Source organism: Streptomyces sp. NPDC023157 (assembly GCF_055560575.1).
In genome coordinates this window covers 93,522-114,052 of record NZ_JBVHIL010000010.1, presented here as the reverse complement: position 1 = coordinate 114,052, position 20,531 = coordinate 93,522, and the positions used below count along the sequence as shown (strand labels likewise).

Sequence of the window (20,531 nt, the reverse complement as noted above, 5' to 3'; positions counted from 1 at the left end):
ACCCCATGAGCAAGATCCTGATCCGTGGTGCGAAGGTGCTCGGCGGCGAGGCCCAGGACGTCCTGATCGACGGCGAGACCATCGCCGAGGTCGGAACGGGCCTGTCGGCCGAGGGCGCCCAGGTGATCGAGGCCCAGGACCACATCCTGCTGCCGGGCCTCGTCGACCTGCACACCCACCTGCGCGAGCCGGGCCGTGAGGACTCCGAGACCGTCCTCACCGGCACCCGCGCCGCCGCCTCCGGTGGCTACACGGCCGTCTTCGCCATGGCCAACACCCACCCGGTCGCCGACACCGCCGGTGTCGTCGAGCAGGTCTACCGCCTCGGCCGCGAGCACGGCTACTGCGACGTGCAGCCCATCGGCGCCGTCACCGTCGGCCTGGAGGGCAAGAAGCTGGCCGAGCTCGGCGCCATGCACGACTCCGCCGCCGGCGTCACCGTCTTCTCCGACGACGGCAAGTGCGTCGACGACGCCGTGATCATGCGCCGCGCCCTGGAGTACGTGAAGGCCTTCGGCGGCGTCGTCGCCCAGCACGCCCAGGAGCCCCGCCTCACCGAGGGCGCCCAGATGAACGAGGGCATCGTCTCCGCCGAGCTCGGCCTGGGCGGCTGGCCGGCCGTCGCCGAGGAGTCGGTCATCGCCCGCGACGTCCTGCTCGCCGAGCACGTCGGCTCCCGCGTCCACATCTGCCACCTCTCCACCGCCGGCTCCGTCGAGATCGTCCGCTGGGCCAAGTCCCGCGGCATCGACGTGACCGCCGAGGTCACCCCGCACCACCTCCTCCTGACGGACGAGCTCGTACGGACGTACAACCCGGTCTACAAGGTGAACCCGCCGCTGCGCACCGAGCGGGACGTCATGGCGCTGCGCGAGGCCCTCGCCGACGGCACGATCGACATCGTCGCCACCGACCACGCCCCGCACCCGCACGAGGACAAGGACTGCGAGTGGGCCGCCGCCGCCATGGGCATGGTCGGCCTGGAGACCGCCCTGTCCGTCGTCCAGCAGACGATGGTGGAGACCGGACTGCTCGACTGGGCCGGTGTCGCCGACCGGATGTCCGTCAAGCCGGCCCGGATCGGGCGGGCCAAGGAGCACGGCCGCCCCGTCTCGGCAGGTGAGCCCGCCAACCTGACCCTGGTCGATCCGGCTTACCGTGGTGTCGTGGACCCCGCCGACTTCGCCTCCCGCAGCCGCAACACCCCCTACGAGGGCCGCGAGCTGCCGGGGCGCGTCACCCACACGTTCCTGCGGGGCCGGGCAACGCTCGTCGACGGGAAGCTGGCGTGACACCACTCATTCAACTGGCCGAGCAGAAGTCCGCCGAGGTCACCGACTGGGCCGGCCGCATCGGCTGGGTCGCGGGACTGCTGCTCTTCGTCGCCTTCGTCTACTGGCTGATGCGCCAGGGATGGAAGTGGCGCGGCAGCCTCCAGTCCGGCCTTCCGGCCCTCCCCGAGCTGCCGCAGGCCCCGGGTGCGGCGAAGCTGACACTGGCCGGCCGCTACCACGGCTCCACCACCGCGGGGCACTGGCTCGACCGGATCGTCGCCCACGGCCTGGGCGTCCGCAGCCGGGCCGAGCTCACCCTGACGGACCAGGGCATCACGGTCGTCCGCCCCGGCGCGAACGACTTCCTCATCCCGGCCGACGCCCTGCGCGAGGCCCGGCTGGACAAGGGCATCGCCGGCAAGGTCCTCACCGAGGGCGGCCTCCTGGTCGTCACCTGGACCCACGGCGACACGCTGCTCGACTCCGGCTTCCGCTCCGACCGCGCGGCCGAGCACGCCGCCTGGGTCGAGGCCATCAACTCCATGAGCTCCACGAACCACGCAAGCACGACGGAAGGCGCACGATGACGACCTCCACAAGGGGAGCCGCCAAGGTTCCCGCCGTACTCGTCCTGGAGGACGGCCGCATCTTCCGCGGCCGCGCCTACGGGGCCGTGGGGGAGACCTTCGGCGAGGCCGTGTTCTCCACCGGCATGACCGGCTACCAGGAGACCCTCACCGACCCGTCGTACCACCGCCAGGTCGTCGTGATGACCGCCCCGCACGTCGGCAACACCGGCGTCAACGACGAGGACCCCGAGTCGTCCCGCATCTGGGTCGCCGGCTACGTCGTCCGCGACCCCGCGCGCGTCTCCTCCAACTGGCGCGCCCGGCGCTCCCTCGACGACGAGCTGCGGCAGCAGGGCGTCGTCGGCATCCAGGGCATCGACACCCGCGCCCTCACCCGCCACCTGCGCGAGAGCGGCGCCATGCGCGTCGGCATCTTCTCCGGCAGCGCGCTCCCCGACGAGGGCACCATGCTCGCCGAGGTCCGCCAGCAGCCCGAGATGAAGGGCGCGGACCTCTCCGCCGAGGTCGCCACCAAGGAGACGTACGTCGTCCCCGCGATCGGCGAGAAGAAGTTCACCGTCGCCGCCGTCGACCTCGGCATCAAGGGCATGACCCCGCACCGGATGGCCGAGCGCGGCATCGAGGTCCACGTGCTGCCCGCCACCGCCACCGCCGAGGACGTCTACGCCGTCAACCCCGACGGCGTGTTCTTCTCCAACGGCCCGGGCGACCCGGCGACCGCCGACGGCCCCGTCGCCGTCATGCAGGAGGTCCTGCGCCGCAGGACCCCGCTCTTCGGCATCTGCTTCGGCAACCAGATCCTGGGCCGCGCGCTCGGCTTCGGCACGTACAAGCTGAAGTACGGCCACCGGGGCATCAACCAGCCCGTCCAGGACCGCACCACCGGCAAGGTCGAGGTCACCGCGCACAACCACGGCTTCGCCGTCGACGCGCCCCTCGACAAGGTCTCCGACACCCCCTTCGGGCGGGTCGAGGTCTCCCACGTCTGCCTGAACGACAACGTCGTGGAGGGCCTCCAGCTGCTCGACCAGCCGGCCTTCTCCGTCCAGTACCACCCCGAGGCGGCCGCGGGCCCGCACGACGCCGCGTACCTCTTCGACCGCTTCACTTCTTTGATGAACACCGCCCTGGAGGCCGAGCGTGCCTAAGCGCACCGATATCCAGTCCGTCCTGGTCATCGGCTCCGGCCCGATCGTCATCGGCCAGGCCGCCGAGTTCGACTACTCCGGCACCCAGGCGTGCCGCATCCTCAAGGCCGAGGGCCTGCGGGTGATCCTGGTGAACTCCAACCCGGCCACGATCATGACCGACCCGGAGATCGCCGACGCCACGTACGTCGAGCCGATCACCCCCGAGTTCGTCGAGAAGATCATCGCCAAGGAGCGCCCCGACGCCCTCCTGCCCACCCTCGGCGGCCAGACCGCGCTCAACACCGCGATCTCCATGCACGAGCAGGGCGTCCTGGAGAAGTACGGCGTCGAGCTCATCGGCGCCAACGTCGAGGCCATCCACAAGGGCGAGGACCGCGACCTCTTCAAGGGCGTCGTCGAGGCAGTCAAGGCCAAGATCGGCTACGGCGAGTCCGCCCGCTCGGTCATCTGCCACTCCATGGACGACGTCCTCAAGGGCGTCGACACCCTCGGCGGCTACCCCGTCGTCGTGCGCCCCTCCTTCACCATGGGCGGCGCCGGCTCCGGCTTCGCCCACGACGAGGAGGAGCTGCGCCGCATCGCCGGCCAGGGCCTCACGCTCTCCCCGACCACCGAGGTGCTCCTGGAGGAGTCCATCCTCGGCTGGAAGGAGTACGAGCTGGAGCTGATGCGCGACAAGAACGACAACGTCGTGGTCGTCTGCTCCATCGAGAACTTCGACCCGATGGGCGTCCACACCGGTGACTCGATCACCGTCGCCCCGGCGATGACGCTCACCGACCGCGAGTACCAGCGGCTCCGCGACATCGGCATCGCGATCATCCGCGAGGTCGGCGTCGACACCGGCGGCTGCAACATCCAGTTCGCGATCGACCCGGTCGACGGCCGGATCATCGTCATCGAGATGAACCCGCGCGTCTCCCGCTCCTCCGCGCTCGCCTCCAAGGCGACCGGCTTCCCGATCGCCAAGATCGCGGCCCGGCTCGCCGTCGGCTACACGCTGGACGAGATCCCCAACGACATCACCGAGAAGACGCCGGCCTCCTTCGAGCCGACCCTCGACTACGTCGTCGTCAAGGCCCCGCGCTTCGCCTTCGAGAAGTTCCCGGCCGCCGACTCCACGCTGACCACGACCATGAAGTCGGTCGGCGAGGCCATGGCGATCGGCCGCAACTTCACCGAGGCGCTCCAGAAGGCCCTGCGCTCCCTGGAGAAGAAGGGCTCGCAGTTCGCCTTCACCGGCGAGACCGGCGACAAGGCCGAGCTGCTCCGCGAGGCGGTCCGCCCCACCGACGGCCGGATCAACACCGTCATGGAGGCCATCCGCGCGGGCGCCACCCCCGAGGAGGTCTTCGAGGCCACCAAGATCGACCCCTGGTTCGTCGACCAGCTCTTCCTCATCAAGGAGATCGCCGACGACCTGGCCGCCGCCGAGAAGCTGGAGCCCGAGCTCCTCGCCGAGGCCAAGCGCCACGGCTTCTCCGACGCCCAGATCGCCGAGATCCGCGGCCTGCGCGAGGACGTCGTCCGCGAGGTCCGGCACGCCCTCGGTGTCCGCCCGGTCTACAAGACGGTCGACACCTGCGCCGCCGAGTTCGCCGCCAAGACCCCGTACTTCTACTCCTCGTACGACGAGGAGAGCGAGGTCGCGCCGCGCGAGAAGCCCGCGGTGATCATCCTGGGCTCCGGCCCGAACCGCATCGGCCAGGGCATCGAGTTCGACTACTCCTGCGTCCACGCCTCCTTCGCGCTCAGCGACGCCGGCTACGAGACCGTGATGGTCAACTGCAACCCCGAGACCGTCTCGACGGACTACGACACCTCCGACCGCCTGTACTTCGAGCCGCTGACGCTCGAGGACGTGCTGGAGATCGTCCACGCCGAGTCCCTCGCGGGCCCGATCGCCGGTGTCGTCGTCCAGCTCGGCGGCCAGACCCCGCTGGGCCTCGCCCAGGCGCTCAAGGACAACGGCGTGCCGGTCGTCGGCACCTCCCCGGAGGCCATCCACGCCGCCGAGGACCGCGGCGCCTTCGGCCAGGTGCTCGCCGACGCCGGGCTGCCCGCGCCGAAGCACGGCACCGCCACCACCTTCGCCGGTGCCAAGGCCATCGCCGACGAGATCGGCTACCCCGTCCTCGTACGCCCCTCGTACGTGCTCGGCGGCCGCGGCATGGAGATCGTCTACGACGAGGCGCGCCTGGAGTCGTACATCGCCGAGTCCACCGAGATCTCCCCGACCCGCCCGGTCCTCGTCGACCGCTTCCTCGACGACGCCATCGAGATCGACGTCGACGCGCTCTACGACGGCGAGGAGCTCTACCTCGGCGGTGTCATGGAGCACATCGAGGAGGCCGGCATCCACTCCGGCGACTCGGCCTGCGCCCTGCCCCCGATCACCCTCGGCGGCTTCGACATCAAGCGCCTGCGCGCCTCGACCGAGGCCATCGCCAAGGGCGTCGGCGTGCGCGGTCTGATCAACATCCAGTTCGCGATGGCCGGCGACATCCTGTACGTCCTGGAGGCCAACCCGCGCGCCTCCCGCACGGTCCCCTTCACCTCGAAGGCGACCGCGGTGCCGCTCGCGAAGGCCGCCGCCCGCATCTCGCTCGGCGCCACCATCGCCGAGCTGCGCGCCGAGGGCCTGCTGCCGAAGACCGGCGACGGCGGCACCCTGCCGCTCGACGCGCCGATCTCCGTCAAGGAGGCCGTGATGCCGTGGTCGCGCTTCCGCGACATCCACGGCCGCGGCGTGGACACCGTCCTCGGCCCGGAGATGCGCTCCACCGGCGAGGTCATGGGCATCGACAACGTCTTCGGCACGGCGTACGCCAAGTCGCAGGCCGGCGCCTACGGCCCGCTGCCCACCAAGGGCCGCGCGTTCATCTCCGTCGCCAACCGCGACAAGCGCTCGATGATCTTCCCGGCGCGTGAGCTCGTCGCCCACGGCTTCGAGCTGATGGCCACCTCCGGCACCGCCGAGGTCCTCAAGCGCAACGGCATCAACGCCACCGTCGTGCGCAAGCAGTCCGAGGGCGAGGGGCCGAACGGTGAGAAGACCATCGTCCAGCTCATCCACGACGGCCAGGTCGACCTGATCGTCAACACCCCGTACGGCACCGGCGGCCGCCTCGACGGCTACGAGATCCGTACGGCGGCGGTGGCCCGCTCCGTCCCGTGCCTGACCACGGTCCAGGCGCTGGCGGCGGCGGTCCAGGGCATCGACGCCCTCAACCACGGAGACGTGGGCGTCCGCTCGCTCCAGGAGCACGCGGAACACCTGACCGCGGCCCGCGACTAGCAGCCCGTACGAAGCAGGGGGACACCGGCAACACCCGCGGTGTCCCCCTCTTCATGAGCGCACGAGGGATATTTCGGACGATGTACAAACTCTTCTTCAACCTGATCTTCAAGCGGATGGACCCCGAGAAGGCCCACTACCTGGCCTTCCGCTGGATCCGGCTCGCCGCTCGCACCCCGGTCCTGCGGACCTTCGTCGCGGCCGTCCTCGCCCCCCGGTACAAGGAGCTGCGCACCGAGGCCCTGGGCCTGCGCATGCACGGCCCCTTCGGCCTCGCCGCCGGCTTCGACAAGAACGCCGTCGCCATCGACGGCATGGCCATGCTCGGCTTCGACCACGTCGAGATCGGCACCGTCACCGGCGAGGCCCAGCCCGGCAACCCCAAGAAGCGCCTCTTCCGGCTGGTCCCGGACCGCGCCCTGATCAACCGCATGGGCTTCAACAACGAGGGCTCGGCCGCCGTCGCCGACCGCCTCGCGGGCCGCTCGGCGGTCTTCAAGACCGTCGTGGGCGTCAACATCGGCAAGACCAAGGTCGTGCCCGAGGCCGAGGCCGCCGCCGACTACGTGAAGTCCACCGAGCGGCTCGCCCGCCACGCCGACTACCTGGTCGTCAACGTCTCCTCGCCGAACACCCCGGGCCTGCGCAACCTCCAGGCCACCGAGTCGCTGCGCCCGCTCCTGACCGCCGTCCGCGAGGCCGCCGACCGCGCCGTCACCGGCCGCCGCGTCCCGCTCCTGGTCAAGATCGCCCCCGACCTCGCCGACGAGGACGTGGACGCCGTCGCCGACCTGGCCCTGGAGCTCGGCCTCGACGGCATCATCGCCACCAACACCACCATCGCCCGCGAGGGCCTCGGCCTGACCTCCGACCCCGCGCTGGTCAAGGAGACCGGCGGACTGTCCGGCGCCCCCGTCAAGGAGCGCTCCCTGGAGGTCCTGAGCCGCCTCTACGCGCGCGTGGGGGACCGGATCGTCCTGATCGGCGTCGGAGGCATCGAGAACGCCGAGGACGCCTGGCAGCGGATCCTCGCCGGCGCCACCCTGATCCAGGGCTACAGCGCCTTCATCTACGAGGGCCCGTTCTACGCCCGCGCGATCCACAAGGGCCTCGCCGCGCGCCTGGCCGCCTCCCCGTACGCCACCCTCGCCGAGGCCGTCGGCGCCGCCCACCGAAAGGCCGAGAAGTGACCGAAGCGACCCTGGAGAACCTGGCGCCGTTCGGCGCCCGTCTGCGCACCGCCATGGACGAGCGCGGCCCCCTGTGCGTCGGCATCGACCCGCACGCGGCCCTGCTGGACTCCTGGGGCCTGGCCGACGACATCGCGGGCCTGGAGCGCTTCACGTACACCGTCGTGGAGGCCCTGGCCGGCACCGTGGCCGTCTTCAAGCCCCAGGCGGCCTTCTTCGAGCGCTTCGGCTCGCGCGGCATCGCCGTCCTGGAGCGCGCCGTCGCCGATCTGCGGGCCGCGGGCGGCCTCGTGGTCATGGACGCCAAGCGCGGCGACATCGGCTCCACGATGGGCGCCTACGCCGAAGCCTTCCTGCGTAAGGACTCCCCGCTCTTCTCCGACGCGCTCACGGTCTCCCCGTACCTCGGCTACGGCTCCCTGAAGCCGGCCGTCGACCTGGCCCGCGAGTCCGGCGCCGGGCTCTTCGTGCTGGCCCTCACCTCGAACCCCGAGGGCGCGGAGGTGCAGCGCGCGGTCCGCGAGGACGGCCGGACCGTCGGCGCGACCATGCTGGCCCACCTGGCGGCGGAGAACGCGGGGGAGACCCCCATGGGCTCCTTCGGCGCGGTCGTCGGCGCCACCCTCGGCGACCTGTCCGCGTTCGACCTGGACATCAACGGTCCGCTGCTCGCCCCGGGCATCGGCGCGCAGGGCGCGACCGCGGCCGACCTCCCCGCGGTCTTCGGCGCGGCGGTCCGCAACGTGGTCCCGAACGTCAGCCGGGGCGTCCTGAAGGAGGGTCCGGACGCGGGCGCGCTGCGTGCCGCGGCGGAACGTTACGCGAACGAGATCCGCGAGGCGGTCGAAGGCCACTAGCCCCCGCGGGGTCGATTTCGGCCGGTTCTCGCCAACCCGCAGGTCGGGTGGCGTGTCCCGGCCGTCTCACTCCTTGACAAAAGTTGGCCCAAAACCGAGTCGTTATGCCGGAAATGTCCTGGTCGGTCGATGCTGACCAGGACTTTTCGTCTGTTCTCGCTGACTGGAGCGGCCCTGGCCGCTAGTCTCCGGGGCAGAGTCGGCGTTCGGCGTACTCCACGTCGGTCGCTGCTCCACTGGTGTGGGGCGTACAGCTTCCCACCGGTCCGTATCCGACAGTTCGACATCCGAGGTGACGTAGGCGTGGCTCTTCCGCCCCTTACCCCTGAACAGCGCGCAGCCGCGCTCGAGAAGGCCGCCGCGGCTCGCCGGGAGCGGGCCGAGGTCAAGAATCGACTCAAGCACTCCGGCGCCTCCCTCCACGAGGTCATCAAGTCGGGCCAGGAGAACGACGTCATCGGCAAGATGAAGGTCTCCGCCCTGCTCGAGTCCCTCCCGGGCGTGGGCAAGGTCCGCGCCAAGCAGATCATGGAGCGCCTGGGCATCTCCGAGAGCCGCCGGGTCCGCGGCCTCGGCTCCAACCAGATCGCCTCCCTGGAGCGCGAGTTCGGCAGCACCGGCGCCTGATCCGGGGCCACGCGTCCCGGGGGTGCCCGGGACGCGGGTCCCGGGCACCCCGGTAAAGCTGGAATAATCGCTGCATGGCAGCAGAGGTACGTCCGCGGCTGACCGTGCTCTCCGGCCCCTCAGGGGTGGGCAAGAGCACGGTCGTCGCTCATATGCGCAAGGTCCACCCCGAGGTCTGGCTCTCGGTGTCGGCCACGACACGAAAGCCCCGCCCCGGCGAGAAGCACGGCGTCCACTACTTCTTCGTGACGGACGACGAGTTCGACAAGCTGATCGCCAACGGTGAGCTCCTCGAATGGGCCGAGTTCGCGGGCAACCGCTACGGCACCCCGCGCGGTGCGGTCCTCGGCCGCCTGGAGGCCGGCGAGCCGGTCCTCCTGGAGATCGACCTCCAGGGCGCCCGCCAGGTCAAGGAGTCCATGAACGACTCCCAGCTGGTCTTCCTCGCCCCGCCGAGCTGGGACGAGCTGGTCCGCCGGCTCACCGGCCGCGGGACCGAGTCGCCCGAGGTGATCGAGCGCCGACTGGCCGCCGCGAAGATCGAACTGGCCGCCGAATCGGAGTTCGACACCACGCTCGTCAACACCTCGGTCGAGGACGTCGCGCGCGAGCTGCTAACGTTGATGAACGTTGTCTGATCTTTTTTCCATCTTCGGAAGGTAGAGCGTGTCCTCTTCCATCACCGCGCCCGAGGGCATCATCAACCCGCCGATCGACGAGTTGCTCGAGGCGACGGACTCCAAGTACAGCCTCGTGATCTATGCGGCCAAGCGTGCGCGTCAGATCAACGCGTACTACTCGCAGCTGGGCGAGGGCCTGCTCGAGTACGTCGGTCCCCTCGTCGACACCCACGTCCACGAGAAGCCGCTCTCGATCGCGCTGCGCGAGATCAACGCGGGCCTGCTGACCTCCGAGAAGATCGCGGACCCGGCGCAGTAGAGCACCCCACGTTGTAATCCTTGTCACCACAGGCCCGGCGGAACACCCGCCGGGCCTGTGGTGTCTCATGGAGTCGTACGTATCCGAGTACGCAGCCGATGTACGCAGCCGAGCCGATGTGCGCAGCCGCTGTACGCATCCGATGGACACATCCGCGTACGCATCCGAGCGCGGGGAGCAGGGGAAGTCGTGGCCAAGCCGAAGGTCGTCCTGGGCGTGAGCGGCGGAATCGCCGCGTACAAGGCGTGCGAGCTGCTCCGGCGGCTGACCGAGTCCGGTCATGACGTCCGTGTCGTGCCCACCGACTCCGCGCTGCACTTCGTCGGTGCGGCCACCTGGTCCGCGCTCTCCGGCCACCCGGTCTCCACCGAGGTGTGGGAGTCCGTCCACGAGGTCCCGCACGTCCGCATCGGCCAGGGCGCCGACCTGGTCGTGGTCGCCCCCGCCACCGCCGACATGCTGGCCAAGGCCGCCCACGGCCTCGCCGACGACCTGCTCACCAACACCCTGCTCACCGCGCGCTGCCCGGTCGTCTTCGCCCCGGCCATGCACACCGAGATGTGGGAGCACCCCGCCACCCAGGAGAACGTGGCGACGCTGCGCCGCCGCGGCGCCGTCGTCATCGAGCCCGCCGTCGGCCGCCTCACCGGTGTCGACACGGGCAAGGGCCGCCTCCCCGACCCCGGCGAGATCTTCGAGGTCTGCCGCAGCGTGCTGGCCCGCGGGGTCACCGCCCCCGATCTGGCCGGGCGGCACGTCGTGGTCAGCGCGGGCGGCACCCGCGAGCCCCTGGACCCGGTCCGCTACCTGGGCAACCGCTCCTCCGGCAAGCAGGGCTACGCCCTCGCCAAGGCCGCCGCCGCGCGGGGCGCCCGGGTCACCCTGGTGGAGGCCAACACCGGCCTGCCCGACCCGGCGGGCGTCGACGTCGTGCACGTCGGCACCGCCGTCCAGCTGCGCGAGGCGGTCCTCAAGGCCGTCGCCGACGCCGACGCGGTGGTGATGGCGGCCGCGGTCGCCGACTTCCGGCCCGCCGCCTACGCCACCGGCAAGATCAAGAAGACGGACGACGGCGGCGCCCCCACCATCGAGCTGGTCCGCAACCCCGACATCCTCGCCGAGCTCGCCGCCGAGCGCGCCCTGCCCGGCCAGGTCGTCGTCGGCTTCGCCGCCGAGACCGACGACGTGCTCGCCAACGGGCGCGCCAAACTGCGCCGCAAGGGCTGCGACCTGCTCGTCGTCAACGAGGTGGGGGAGCGCAAGACCTTCGGCTCCGAGGAGAACGAGGCCGTGGTCCTCGCCGCCGACGGCACCGAGACCCCCGTCCCGTACGGCCCGAAAGAAGCGCTCGCGGAGACGGTCTGGGACCTGGTGCTCCCGCGGCTGCGCGCACAGCGGTCCTGACCTGCCCTGACCTCCCCGGACGCCTCCTCGCTTCCCGTGTCTTCGCCATCTTCGGCACCTTCGCCGCGGCTTCCTGACACAGTCGGGTGTGACGTGGGTGGCAGATGGGGCGTGGTGGAGCCTCCGTCAAGAGAACAGACCGTCCGGTTTTCGTCGCGAGGGCGTACCCAAAACGACTAATATCGGACAATCTCCGGCTCGGGACGGGTGATTTCCACGCCGCTCGGCGAATCACGTGCCAGGAGTCCTGGCCAGATACCCGATCGTGACCGATAGACTGTTCTCGGAACGTCGCGGGGCGCAGCCCCCTGCCGGTCCGCATACGAGTAGCCAGCAGCCGCTGCAACCCCAGGGAGCGTTGTGTCCCGTCGTCTGTTCACCTCGGAGTCCGTCACCGAGGGTCACCCTGACAAGATCGCTGACCAGATCAGTGACACCATTCTCGACGCGCTTCTCAAGGAGGACCCCACCTCCCGCGTCGCCGTCGAGACCCTGATCACCACCGGCCTCGTGCACGTGGCCGGCGAGGTCACCACCAAGGCCTGGGCGGACATCCCCACCCTCGTCCGCAACAAGATCCTCGACATCGGGTACGACTCCTCGAAGAAGGGCTTCGACGGCGCTTCCTGCGGCGTCTCGGTCTCCATCGGGTCGCAGTCCCCGGACATCGCGCAGGGCGTCGACACCGCCTACGAGTCGCGCGTCGAGGGTGACGAGGACGAGCTCGACAAGCAGGGCGCCGGCGACCAGGGCCTGATGTTCGGCTACGCGTCGGACGAGACCCCGGAGCTCATGCCGCTCCCGATCCACCTCGCCCACCGGCTCTCCCGCCGCCTCACCGAGGTCCGCAAGAACGGGACCATCCCGTACCTGCGCCCCGACGGCAAGACCCAGGTCACCATCGAGTACGACGGCGACAAGGCCGTCCGCCTCGACACGGTCGTCGTCTCCTCGCAGCACGCCTCCGACATCGACCTCGAGTCGCTGCTCGCGCCCGACATCCGCGAGTTCGTCGTCGAGCACGTGCTGAAGCAGCTCGTCGAGGACGGCATCAAGCTGGACACCGACGGCTACCGCCTCCTGGTCAACCCGACCGGCCGCTTCGAGATCGGCGGCCCGATGGGCGACGCCGGCCTCACCGGTCGCAAGATCATCATCGACACCTACGGCGGCATGGCCCGCCACGGCGGCGGCGCCTTCTCCGGCAAGGACCCGTCCAAGGTCGACCGCTCGGCCGCCTACGCCATGCGCTGGGTCGCCAAGAACGTCGTCGCCGCGGGCCTCGCCTCCCGCTGCGAGGTCCAGGTCGCGTACGCGATCGGCAAGGCGGAGCCCGTCGGCCTCTTCGTCGAGACCTTCGGCACCAACACCATCGAGACCGAGAAGATCGAGCACGCCATCGCCGAGGTCTTCGACCTCCGCCCGGCCGCGATCATCCGCGACCTCGACCTGCTCCGCCCGATCTACTCCCAGACCGCCGCCTACGGCCACTTCGGCCGCGAGCTGCCGGACTTCACCTGGGAGCGCACCGACCGCGTGGACGCCCTGAAGAAGGCCGCGGGCATCTGACCCCACGCCTCACGGCAGTCGTACGAAGGCCCGGGACCCCTTGGGGGGTGCCGGGCCTTCGGTGTGTGCGGGGGCGGGTCTACCAGCGGTCGTCGCCGAGGTCGCGCTCGTCGGAGGACGGGTGGTCCCGGCGCCGGCCCATGCCAGGGCCTTCCTGGGACCCTCCGGCCTCGGCGCCCCCGGGCGCCTCCCCGTCCGAAGGAGGTTCCCGGAAGCCGCGCTCCATCTCGTCGGCCATCCCCGCCAGGGCCTCGGCCCCGGGCACTCCCGTGGCCCTGGCGTCGTCGGCGACCCGCCGCGCGAAGAACAACCTCCGGGGGTCGTCCTCGTCGAGACCGGAATCATCCATGAACCGTGCGAGGCCGGCGGCGAACGTCCCGGCCGCGTCCCCGTCCTGCCCGGCCGCGTCCCCGACCTGCCCCTCGGCGTCGACGGGATCAGCCCCCGGCCCGTCCTCCTCGCCGACACCGCCCAGGAAGCCGTGCAGCCGCTCGGGTACCGGCTCGTCATTGGCGACCGCCGTGAGCTGGGCCAGCAGGCCGATGTCCGCCACGGCCTTGTCGACCTTGTCGTCGTTCCTGGCCAGCCACCACACCACCGCGCTGCCGGTGGAGGTGAGCACGTCCTTGCCGAGGTAGGCCCGCTTGCTCTGCTCCCACTTGCGCTCGTGCTCCCAGACCGCCTCGTCCTTCCGCACCGAGGCCAGCTTCTCCAGCCGCTCCCGGTCCGCGTCGGACAGCGTCACCACGAGGTTCTCGGCCATCGCGAGGACCCGGCCGGTCGGATCGGGCAGCATCGTCGCCAGCTCGCCACTCAGCTGGTGCTGCACCAGGCTGGCGCGCTGCGGCGGCTGCTCGACCGTGATCACCCGTGCCCGGGACAGCACGGCGTCCACCGCGAGCCCCGCACTGCTGACCTCCGGCGCGCCGTGCGGCACGTCCACCGGGACCCAGCGGACCAGGGCGGTGACGAGGAAGTCGTAATCGGGGGAGAGGCTGGGGAGCGCGACGTTGCGCACGACCTTCTCCCAGCGCTCGATCGGCGGGATGGGCAGGTCGGGTTCGAGGACGAACTCCCGGGGGATCAGTGGTCGCCGTCTGCGCTCACCGACGAGCACGGCCGCCGCCACGGCCAGGAGCGCACCGAAGGCGGCGGGCCACGCCCACCATGCCCATCGGGTGCAGAGCCCGGTGATCACGATCACCAGGGCGCCGATGAGCGTGAGGAAAGCCGTCATGGTCTTGTGTCCTGAACTCATGGTGGTGCCTCCGAGACGGGTGTCGGGTGGGGGATCAGCGAGCCGGCCGGAGTCCTTGCGCGGCGTCGAGCCTCCGGCGCAGCCGCCCGCTGCACGGGTGTGGGAGCGACAGGACGTACAGCCGTGCCACGGCGCCGGGGCTGTGCCGGGCAGCCCAGGCGAGGACATCGAGCAGCACGTCCCCGTAGCGGCGGTCCGCGTCGGCGGCGCTCAGCCATTCCTCTGCCTGGGGCAGCCATTCGGCCTCGGCGCGCCGGGTGCACAGGGCGCGCCAGGCGGTGGTGAGAGCCGTGCGGACGTCGTGGCGGTCGAGGAGGGGCGGGCGGTCTTCGCGCGGTGCGATGAGGTGGGGTGGGGCGGCGCAGGCGCGGAAGAGGGTGACGTCGGCCTGCCACGGGTGCTGGGGGAGATCCCGAGCGAGGCGGTGGAGCATGTGCCGGTGGAGCTGCCGGTCCGCGGTCACGAGCTCCAGGAGACGCTGGTCGGCTTTCGGGGCCCGGCCGGTCCGGCGTGCCAGGTGGTGGAGGCGCACCAGCGCCTGCCGGGGGTGGCTCACGGCGATGACCTCGGCGGACACGACCACGAGCGCCCGGGCACGACCCGGCGGGATGTCCTCCTCCTTGGCCCAGTCGTAGATCTGCTGACGAAAGGTCCGCCCGGTCCCCGCGTCGCTGAGCCCGTGACCGAGCGCCTGGATCATGGCCTGGACCGCCCAGGGCTCGTCCCACCGGGACCATCTCCTCACCAGGGAGAGGAGATCCCCGGGGTCCCCCGTCCGAAGGGACTGCTCGGCGTAGCCGGCGACAAGCGCGTCGCGTTCGTCGGAGCTGAGCGAGGGGAGCCGGACCGTGCGTTCGACCCAGGCCCGCATGGGCTGCCGGAGCGCCGGCATGTGGGTCCAGACGTGGGCGCGGACAGCGGGCGCGTAGTCGGGCTTGTTGAAGGAGACGGAGCCGTCGGGGCGCACTGCGGCGTCGATGGCCGTCAGACGCTGCGACAGCCACTCGCGCTCAAGGAGCGGACGCTCGTCGGCGGGATGCCGGACAGCCCGCAGCAGTTCCTCACCGGCGGCGTGGAGCACATGGGGTCGGGAGCCGGGGATCATCGCCGCGGTGAGCAGCAGGGCACGGTCGGGGCCCGCGTCCAGTTTGTCCACCGCCCCCTTCACCGTCGTGGCGAGCTGGTGCAGGCTCTGGAGCGCGACGGCGCACCAACGCTCCACCCCTTTCGCCGGCTCGGCGTGCCGGGCCTCGTCCAGAAGCCGGGCGAGGCGGGCGATGTCACGCAGTGGCGGGTCACCCGCCACGTACGTGTGGACGGTGGACGGCAGCTCGTCGGGGCTTCCGACGATCGGCGAGTCCGCGCAGCGCAGGGCGCGCAGAAGTACCCGCATGCCCTCGGGGCGGACGATGGTGTGCAGCCAGGCCGCCACCTCGTTGCTCAGCGGATGGGCCTGGCGGGGGAGGAGCACCACCAGATGGGCGCCGCGTTCCCGTACCGACTGGTGGAAGGAGGGAAGCCGGTCGTGCACCAGCTCCCACTTCGGCTGCTCGGCCTCGGTGAGGTCGAGCAGCAGGCGGTCGCCGTCGCTGAGGTGCTCGTTCGCCAGATCCGGCGCGATGCCCTCGTCCCCCAGGAGCTGCCTGGGAGGCCGCGGCCCCTTCAGTCCGTGCAGCAGCATCCGGGCCGTGGCGCTGCGCCCACTGCCCGGCGCCGCGTCGAGCAGGAGGGTGCCTTGGCCTTCCAGGCGTTCCCGCGCCTTGCCCATGCCGGTGGGATCGACGAACCGTCGGTGCAGCCAGGCGAGGTGGTCCACGGCCAGCGGGCGGAGCGGCGGAGCCCCTGGTGTCCTCGGCTCGTGGAAGTTGAAGTGGTTGTGCTGAGTGCCGGAACCGGTGTGCACCGGCCCGCCGTCGCTCTGCACCCCCGTGAAGGACGCTCCGCTCATCGGCCGTCGGCCTCGTCCCTCTCCGCGCGGCCGAAGCGGTGCGAGATGCCCCCGTGGTTGTCCCCCGCCACATACGCGGCCCCGTCGCCGGAGAGCGTCGGGCGGTGGGTGTGGTTGTTCTGGGCGCCCGGGCCGGTGTGGACCGGGCCGGTCGGGCCCGTGATGATCGTGCCGAGTTCGCCGACATCGCGTGCCTGGAGACTGACGCCGCTGTTGCCGCCGTTGATCGAGTTGTGCGTCGTGTCCGGCGTCTCGGGGTCGGGCCCGGCGGGCCGGGAGTCGCGTGTGGCCAGGCGGGGCACGAGTTCGGCCACCGCGTCGCCGATCTCCCGCACGTCCCGGTCGTGGTGGGGCGAGTCGATGCGCAGCGACTGCAACTCCGCCAGATGGGCCAGCTCCGGCGGCAGGGTCCCGGCGTTCAGCCGGTCCGTGCGGCGGCCCCGGATGACGGGGATCACGGGGATGCCGCACTGCCACGCCTCCAGGAGCTCCCTGCGGACCCAGTCGTTCTCCTGGTGGAGGTCCGGGTGGGTCGGCCACTCCGGCCCCATGACGGAGAGCACGACGCTGCTCCGTCGGACATGGGTCAGCAACTCGCGGGTGTACCTCTGGCTCGGGCGGATGGACCGCCCGGCGAAGAACACGGAATCCCGGCCGAAGCGCTGGGAAAGGCCCTGGTCGAGCAGGGCGGCGATCTCGTTCCCGTCACCGGTCCGGTAGTTGATGAAGATCTCAGACATGCGGGACTGCCTCTCGTACGACGGCGGGGTGGACGGTGTCGTGCAGTGCGGCCGTGAGCTGCGGCGAGAGCGCGCGCACGGCGGCGTTCCTGTGGTGCCGGGCGAGGACACGGGAGAGCCGGTGCAGATCGACGCGGATCGTCGCGGAGGCGAGCGCCTCACCCCCGGCCAGCAGGGGCAGCGCGATCGCGCACGCGTGGTCCACCTCACCCGCCACGGCGTGGGCGAGCGCACGGCGCGCCCCGTAGCGCACCCGGGTGCGCAGGGCGTGCTCCGGGATGAGGGCGACCTCCCGGTCGAGGGCCTCCGCCGCCTGCCGTGGCAGTCCGAGGTCGAGCAGACACCAGCCGGTCGTCATGGAGACGGGATCGCCGACGTGGGTGGTGCCGACCACGGGCAGGCCGTCCGGTCCGGCGGTCGCGGCGCGGTCGAGCAGCGTCCGGGCCCGGTCGAGGGCGCGCAGGCAGGCGTCGCGGTCGCCGCCGAGCGCGTGGCCCTGGGCTTCGCGCTGGGCGGCCAGGCCACGGATGCGCGCCGGTAATCGGCCGGCCTGCGCGCCTTGGACGAGCTCGACGGTGGCCTTGGCGTCACCGCCGTAGAGGGTGATCAGTCCCCGGCGCACGAGGGCGTACGCCGCGAGGTCCCGGTCGCCGGCGGCCGCGGCGAGCCGCACGGCGGCGTCCGTCCACGCGAGCGCCGACCCGTCGTCACCGCTCTCCTGCGCCATCCAGCCGGTGAACTCGGCGTACCGGGAGGCAAGGACGTACAGGCCCTGTGCCGTGCGGCTTCCGGAGGTACGGGCCAGGGAGGGCAGCGTGCGGGCCTGGGCGGCCAGCGAGGGGAGGACGAGCGTGGCCGGGGCGGTCTGGCCGAGCCGGCGGAACTCCCCGAAGAGGGCGCGCACGCCGTCGAGCAGCGGCCCGCCGACGGCGTCCGCCATCGCGGCCGGGTCCACCGTCCCCGCGGCGTACGTCATCGCGGTCGGGTCCGTGCGGCCGCCCGCCCCCGTCGGTCCGGCGTGCGGGACCGCCTCCGCCGCGCCCGCGAGCGGAACGCCCAGCGCGAGCGCGGACGCGGCACCGGCCGCCATCACCAGACGCCGGCTCGGCCGCGGCACCCCCGGCCCGTACGGCACGAGGGCGGCGAGCTCGCCGCCCGCCCCCACGGCGCCGTCGCACAACCGCGCCAGCTCCGGAGTCGGCTGCTGCCGGCCCGTCTCCACCTTGCTCAACTGCCCTTTGCTGTAGTGCACGCGGGCCGCGAGGCCGTCCAGCGTCATACCGGCCGCCAGCCGCCTCCGGCGCAGCTCGGGGCCGAACTTCGCCAAGCTGTTCACCTTCGCTCCCCTCCTCGTTCCACGTGACAGCCTGGGTCCGTTCGTGAAGCGGCAACAAGGCGGTCGGAGCTGTTTCACGTTTCCATTCGCACCGGCGTGGCGGACAGAGCGCCGATTCGGCCAGCGCATGGCCGATCCCCTGCACCGGGGCACTGTCGGTGGCGTCTGGTAGGTATGAGGCTGTGAGCAGCGAGAACGAGAAGGCCGAGGCGGCTGTGGGGGACGGGGAGCCCGAGCAGCTCGCGCTCATTCGGGAGACCGTGCGCGCGGCGAAGGTGCCGCGGGCCAAGCCCCGGACGTGGCGGGGGGCCGCGCTGGCCAAGGAGCTGCCGGTGGCGCGGGTCGTGGTGAACAAGGGGGTGCTCCACCTCGACCAGTTCTTCGACTACGCCGTGCCCGAGGAGCTCGACGAGGTCGCGCGGCCGGGGGTGCGGGTGCGGGTGCGGTTCGGGGCCGGGGCGCATCAGGTCAGGGGCGGGCGGCGGGAGGGCGGGCGGCTCATCGACGGGTTCCTCGTGGAGCGGCGCGCCCACTCGGACTACTCCGGCCCGCTCGCCGCGCTCGCCGACGTCGTCTCGCCCGAGCCCGTGCTCGGCCCCGAGCAGCTGGGGCTCGCCCGCGCGGTGGCCGACCGGTACGCCGGCAGCCTCGCCGACGTGCTCCAGCTCGCCGTGCCGCCGCGCAGCGCCCGCGCCGAGGGCCGCCCCTCGCCCGCGCCGCTGCCGCCGCCGCCCGCGCCCGAGGCGGGGAGCTGGCGGCGGTACGAGCGGGGCGCCGCGTTCCTGGACGCCCTGGCGCGCGGCGGGGCGCCCCGGGCCGTCTGGAACGCGCTGCCGGGGCCGCTCTGGGCCGAGGAGATCGCCCGTGCCGTCGGCGCCACCCTCGCCTCCGGGCGCGGCGCCCTCGTCGTCGTCCCCGACGGGCGCGCCGCCGACCGTGTGGACCAGGCGCTCACCGAGCTCCTCGGCGACGGGCGGCACGCCCTCCTGACGGCCGAGGCCGGTCCCGAGAAGCGGTACGCCCAGTGGCTCGCCGTCCGGCGCGGTGCCGTCCGTGCCGTCGTCGGCACCCGGGCCGCGATGTTCGCGCCCGTCCGCGAACTCGGGCTCGCCGTCATCTGGGACGACGGCGACAGCAGCCACAGCGAACCGCACGCCCCCCAGCCGCACGCCCGTGACGTCCTGCTGCTGCGCGCCGCCCACGACCGGTGCGCCTTCCTGCTCGGCTCCACCAGCTGCACCGTCGAGGCCGCCCAGCTCGTCGAGACCGGCTGGGCCCAGCCGCTCGCCGCCGGCCGTGACCAGGTACGGAGCGCCGCCCCCCTCGTACGGACCGTCGGCGACACCGACCTCGCCCGCGACGAGGCCGCCCGTGCCGCCCGGCTGCCCACCCTCGCCTGGCAGATCGTTCGGGAGGGGCTGAAGACCGGCCCCGTCCTCGTCCAGGTGCCGCGCCGCGGCTACGTGCCCCGCCTCGCCTGCGAGCGGTGCCGCACGCCCGCCCGCTGCCGGCACTGCGCCGGGCCCCTCGAAGCGCCCGAGCAGCAGGCCCTGCGCTGCGGCTGGTGCGGGCGCGGCGCCGACGACTGGCACTGCGTCGAGTGCGGCTCGAACCGGCTGCGGGCCCAGGTCGTCGGCGCCCGGCGCACCGCCGAGGAGCTCGGCCGGGCCTTCCCCGCCGTGCCCGTACGCACCTCCGGACGCGACCACGTCCTCGACCGGGTCCCCGGCCGCCCCGCCCTCGTCGTGAGCACCCCCGGCGCCGAGCCCGTCGCCGACGGCGGCTACGCCGCGGCCCTGCTCCTCGACGGCTGGGCCATGCTCGGCCGGCCCGACCTGCGCGCGGGCGAGGAGGCGCTGCGGCGCTGGATCGACGCGGCCTCACTCGTCCGCGGCCAGGAGGACGGCGGCACCGTCGTCGTCGTCGCCGAACCGACCCTGCGGCCGGTGCAGGCCCTCGTGCGCTGGGACCCCGTCGGCCACGCCCAGCGGGAGCTCGCCGAGCGGGCCGAGCTGGGCTTTCCGCCGGTCTCCCGGATGGCCGCCGTCGCCGGGCCCCCCGACGCCCTCGCGGCCTTCCTGGCCGGTGCCGAGCTGCCCCCGGACGCCGAGATCCTCGGTCCCGTCCCGCTCCCCGTCACCCGCCTCGGCGGCCCGCGCCGGCCCGGCGACACCCCGCCCGGCGAGCAGTGGGACCGCGCCCTGATCCGCGTACCGCCGGGTAGCGGCGCCGCCCTCGCCCTGGCGCTGAAGCAGGCCCAGGCGTCCCGTCTCGCACGCGGCGGGGGCGAGCCGGTGCGGGTGCGGGTGGATCCGCCGGACATCGGCTGAGCGCTGAGCGGGACACCCAC

Annotated in this window: 16 protein-coding genes; 12 read left to right on the top strand and 4 right to left on the bottom strand. The window is 72.3% G+C overall.

The genetic code is table 11. The features are described 5' to 3' along the window. Positions 1 to 5: 5 nt before the first annotated feature. From ACZ3ZE_RS31250 to metK, 11 genes are all read left to right on the top strand, one after another. On the top strand, positions 6 to 1,292 hold the full coding sequence (locus ACZ3ZE_RS31250) for a dihydroorotase (protein ID WP_361169357.1): 1,287 nt from the start codon (positions 6 to 8) through the stop codon (positions 1,290 to 1,292). After that, on the top strand, positions 1,289 to 1,861 hold the full coding sequence (locus ACZ3ZE_RS31245; RefSeq protein WP_361626619.1) for a PH-like domain-containing protein: 573 nt from the start codon (positions 1,289 to 1,291) through the stop codon (positions 1,859 to 1,861). Before ACZ3ZE_RS31250 ends, ACZ3ZE_RS31245 begins: the two co-directional genes overlap by 4 nt. Further along, the gene (gene carA, locus ACZ3ZE_RS31240; protein WP_361169351.1) at positions 1,858 to 3,012 is read left to right on the top strand and encodes a glutamine-hydrolyzing carbamoyl-phosphate synthase small subunit; all 1,155 of its coding nucleotides are present in this window, start codon (positions 1,858 to 1,860) and stop codon (positions 3,010 to 3,012) included. Before ACZ3ZE_RS31245 ends, carA begins: the two co-directional genes overlap by 4 nt. Then, positions 3,005 to 6,313, top strand: coding sequence for a carbamoyl-phosphate synthase large subunit (gene carB / locus ACZ3ZE_RS31235; protein ID WP_361169347.1), 3,309 nt, complete (start codon positions 3,005 to 3,007; stop codon positions 6,311 to 6,313). Before carA ends, carB begins: the two co-directional genes overlap by 8 nt. Before the next feature lie 80 nt (positions 6,314 to 6,393). Further along, a complete protein-coding gene (locus tag ACZ3ZE_RS31230; protein WP_361169344.1) occupies positions 6,394 to 7,503 on the top strand; it encodes a quinone-dependent dihydroorotate dehydrogenase in 1,110 nt (369 codons plus the stop codon). Positions 7,504 to 7,514: 11 nt separating this feature from the next. Beyond that, positions 7,515 to 8,360: an orotidine-5'-phosphate decarboxylase gene (pyrF, locus tag ACZ3ZE_RS31225; RefSeq protein ID WP_467261688.1), complete on the top strand. Its 846-nt coding sequence runs from the start codon at positions 7,515 to 7,517 to the stop codon at positions 8,358 to 8,360. Between the two features lie 303 nt (positions 8,361 to 8,663). After that, on the top strand, positions 8,664 to 8,987 hold the full coding sequence (locus ACZ3ZE_RS31220; protein WP_030693098.1) for an integration host factor: 324 nt from the start codon (positions 8,664 to 8,666) through the stop codon (positions 8,985 to 8,987). Between the two features lie 74 nt (positions 8,988 to 9,061). Next, positions 9,062 to 9,625, top strand: a complete 564-nt coding sequence (gene gmk / locus ACZ3ZE_RS31215) for a guanylate kinase (protein WP_361169340.1) — start codon at positions 9,062 to 9,064, stop codon at positions 9,623 to 9,625. 28 nt (positions 9,626 to 9,653) lie between these two features. Further along, complete coding sequence (gene rpoZ, locus ACZ3ZE_RS31210) at positions 9,654 to 9,926, top strand: DNA-directed RNA polymerase subunit omega (RefSeq protein WP_046907460.1); 273 nt, start codon at positions 9,654 to 9,656, stop codon at positions 9,924 to 9,926. A 189-nt stretch (positions 9,927 to 10,115) separates the two neighbouring features. After that, positions 10,116 to 11,330 (top strand): bifunctional phosphopantothenoylcysteine decarboxylase/phosphopantothenate--cysteine ligase CoaBC, encoded by a 1,215-nt coding sequence (coaBC, locus tag ACZ3ZE_RS31205; RefSeq protein WP_363291336.1) that lies wholly within the window; start codon positions 10,116 to 10,118, stop codon positions 11,328 to 11,330. Between the two features lie 360 nt (positions 11,331 to 11,690). Further along, on the top strand, positions 11,691 to 12,899 hold the full coding sequence (metK, locus tag ACZ3ZE_RS31200) for a methionine adenosyltransferase (RefSeq protein ID WP_329418953.1): 1,209 nt from the start codon (positions 11,691 to 11,693) through the stop codon (positions 12,897 to 12,899). Positions 12,900 to 12,978: 79 nt separating this feature from the next. Here metK and ACZ3ZE_RS31195 read toward each other — a convergent pair whose 3' ends face one another. Genes ACZ3ZE_RS31195 through ACZ3ZE_RS31180 form a run of 4 tightly spaced genes read right to left on the bottom strand, consistent with a single transcriptional unit; the run spans position 12,979 to position 18,181 of the window. After that, the gene (locus ACZ3ZE_RS31195; protein WP_467261572.1) at positions 12,979 to 14,136 is read right to left on the bottom strand and encodes a hypothetical protein; all 1,158 of its coding nucleotides are present in this window, start codon (positions 14,134 to 14,136) and stop codon (positions 12,979 to 12,981) included. Between the two features lie 55 nt (positions 14,137 to 14,191). Further along, the gene (locus ACZ3ZE_RS31190; protein ID WP_467261571.1) at positions 14,192 to 16,105 is read right to left on the bottom strand and encodes a hypothetical protein; all 1,914 of its coding nucleotides are present in this window, start codon (positions 16,103 to 16,105) and stop codon (positions 14,192 to 14,194) included. Then, complete coding sequence (locus ACZ3ZE_RS31185; protein WP_361169327.1) at positions 16,102 to 16,845, bottom strand: toll/interleukin-1 receptor domain-containing protein; 744 nt, start codon at positions 16,843 to 16,845, stop codon at positions 16,102 to 16,104. The genes ACZ3ZE_RS31190 and ACZ3ZE_RS31185 overlap by 4 nt, the downstream gene beginning before the upstream one ends. Then, positions 16,838 to 18,181: a helix-turn-helix domain-containing protein gene (locus ACZ3ZE_RS31180; protein ID WP_467261569.1), complete on the bottom strand. Its 1,344-nt coding sequence runs from the start codon at positions 18,179 to 18,181 to the stop codon at positions 16,838 to 16,840. Before ACZ3ZE_RS31180 ends, ACZ3ZE_RS31185 begins: the two co-directional genes overlap by 8 nt. A 182-nt stretch (positions 18,182 to 18,363) precedes the next feature. Here ACZ3ZE_RS31180 and ACZ3ZE_RS31175 point away from each other — a divergent pair, with 182 nt between their 5' ends. Beyond that, positions 18,364 to 20,511: a primosomal protein N' gene (locus tag ACZ3ZE_RS31175; protein ID WP_467261567.1), complete on the top strand. Its 2,148-nt coding sequence runs from the start codon at positions 18,364 to 18,366 to the stop codon at positions 20,509 to 20,511. The last annotated feature ends 20 nt before the right edge of the window (positions 20,512 to 20,531 follow it).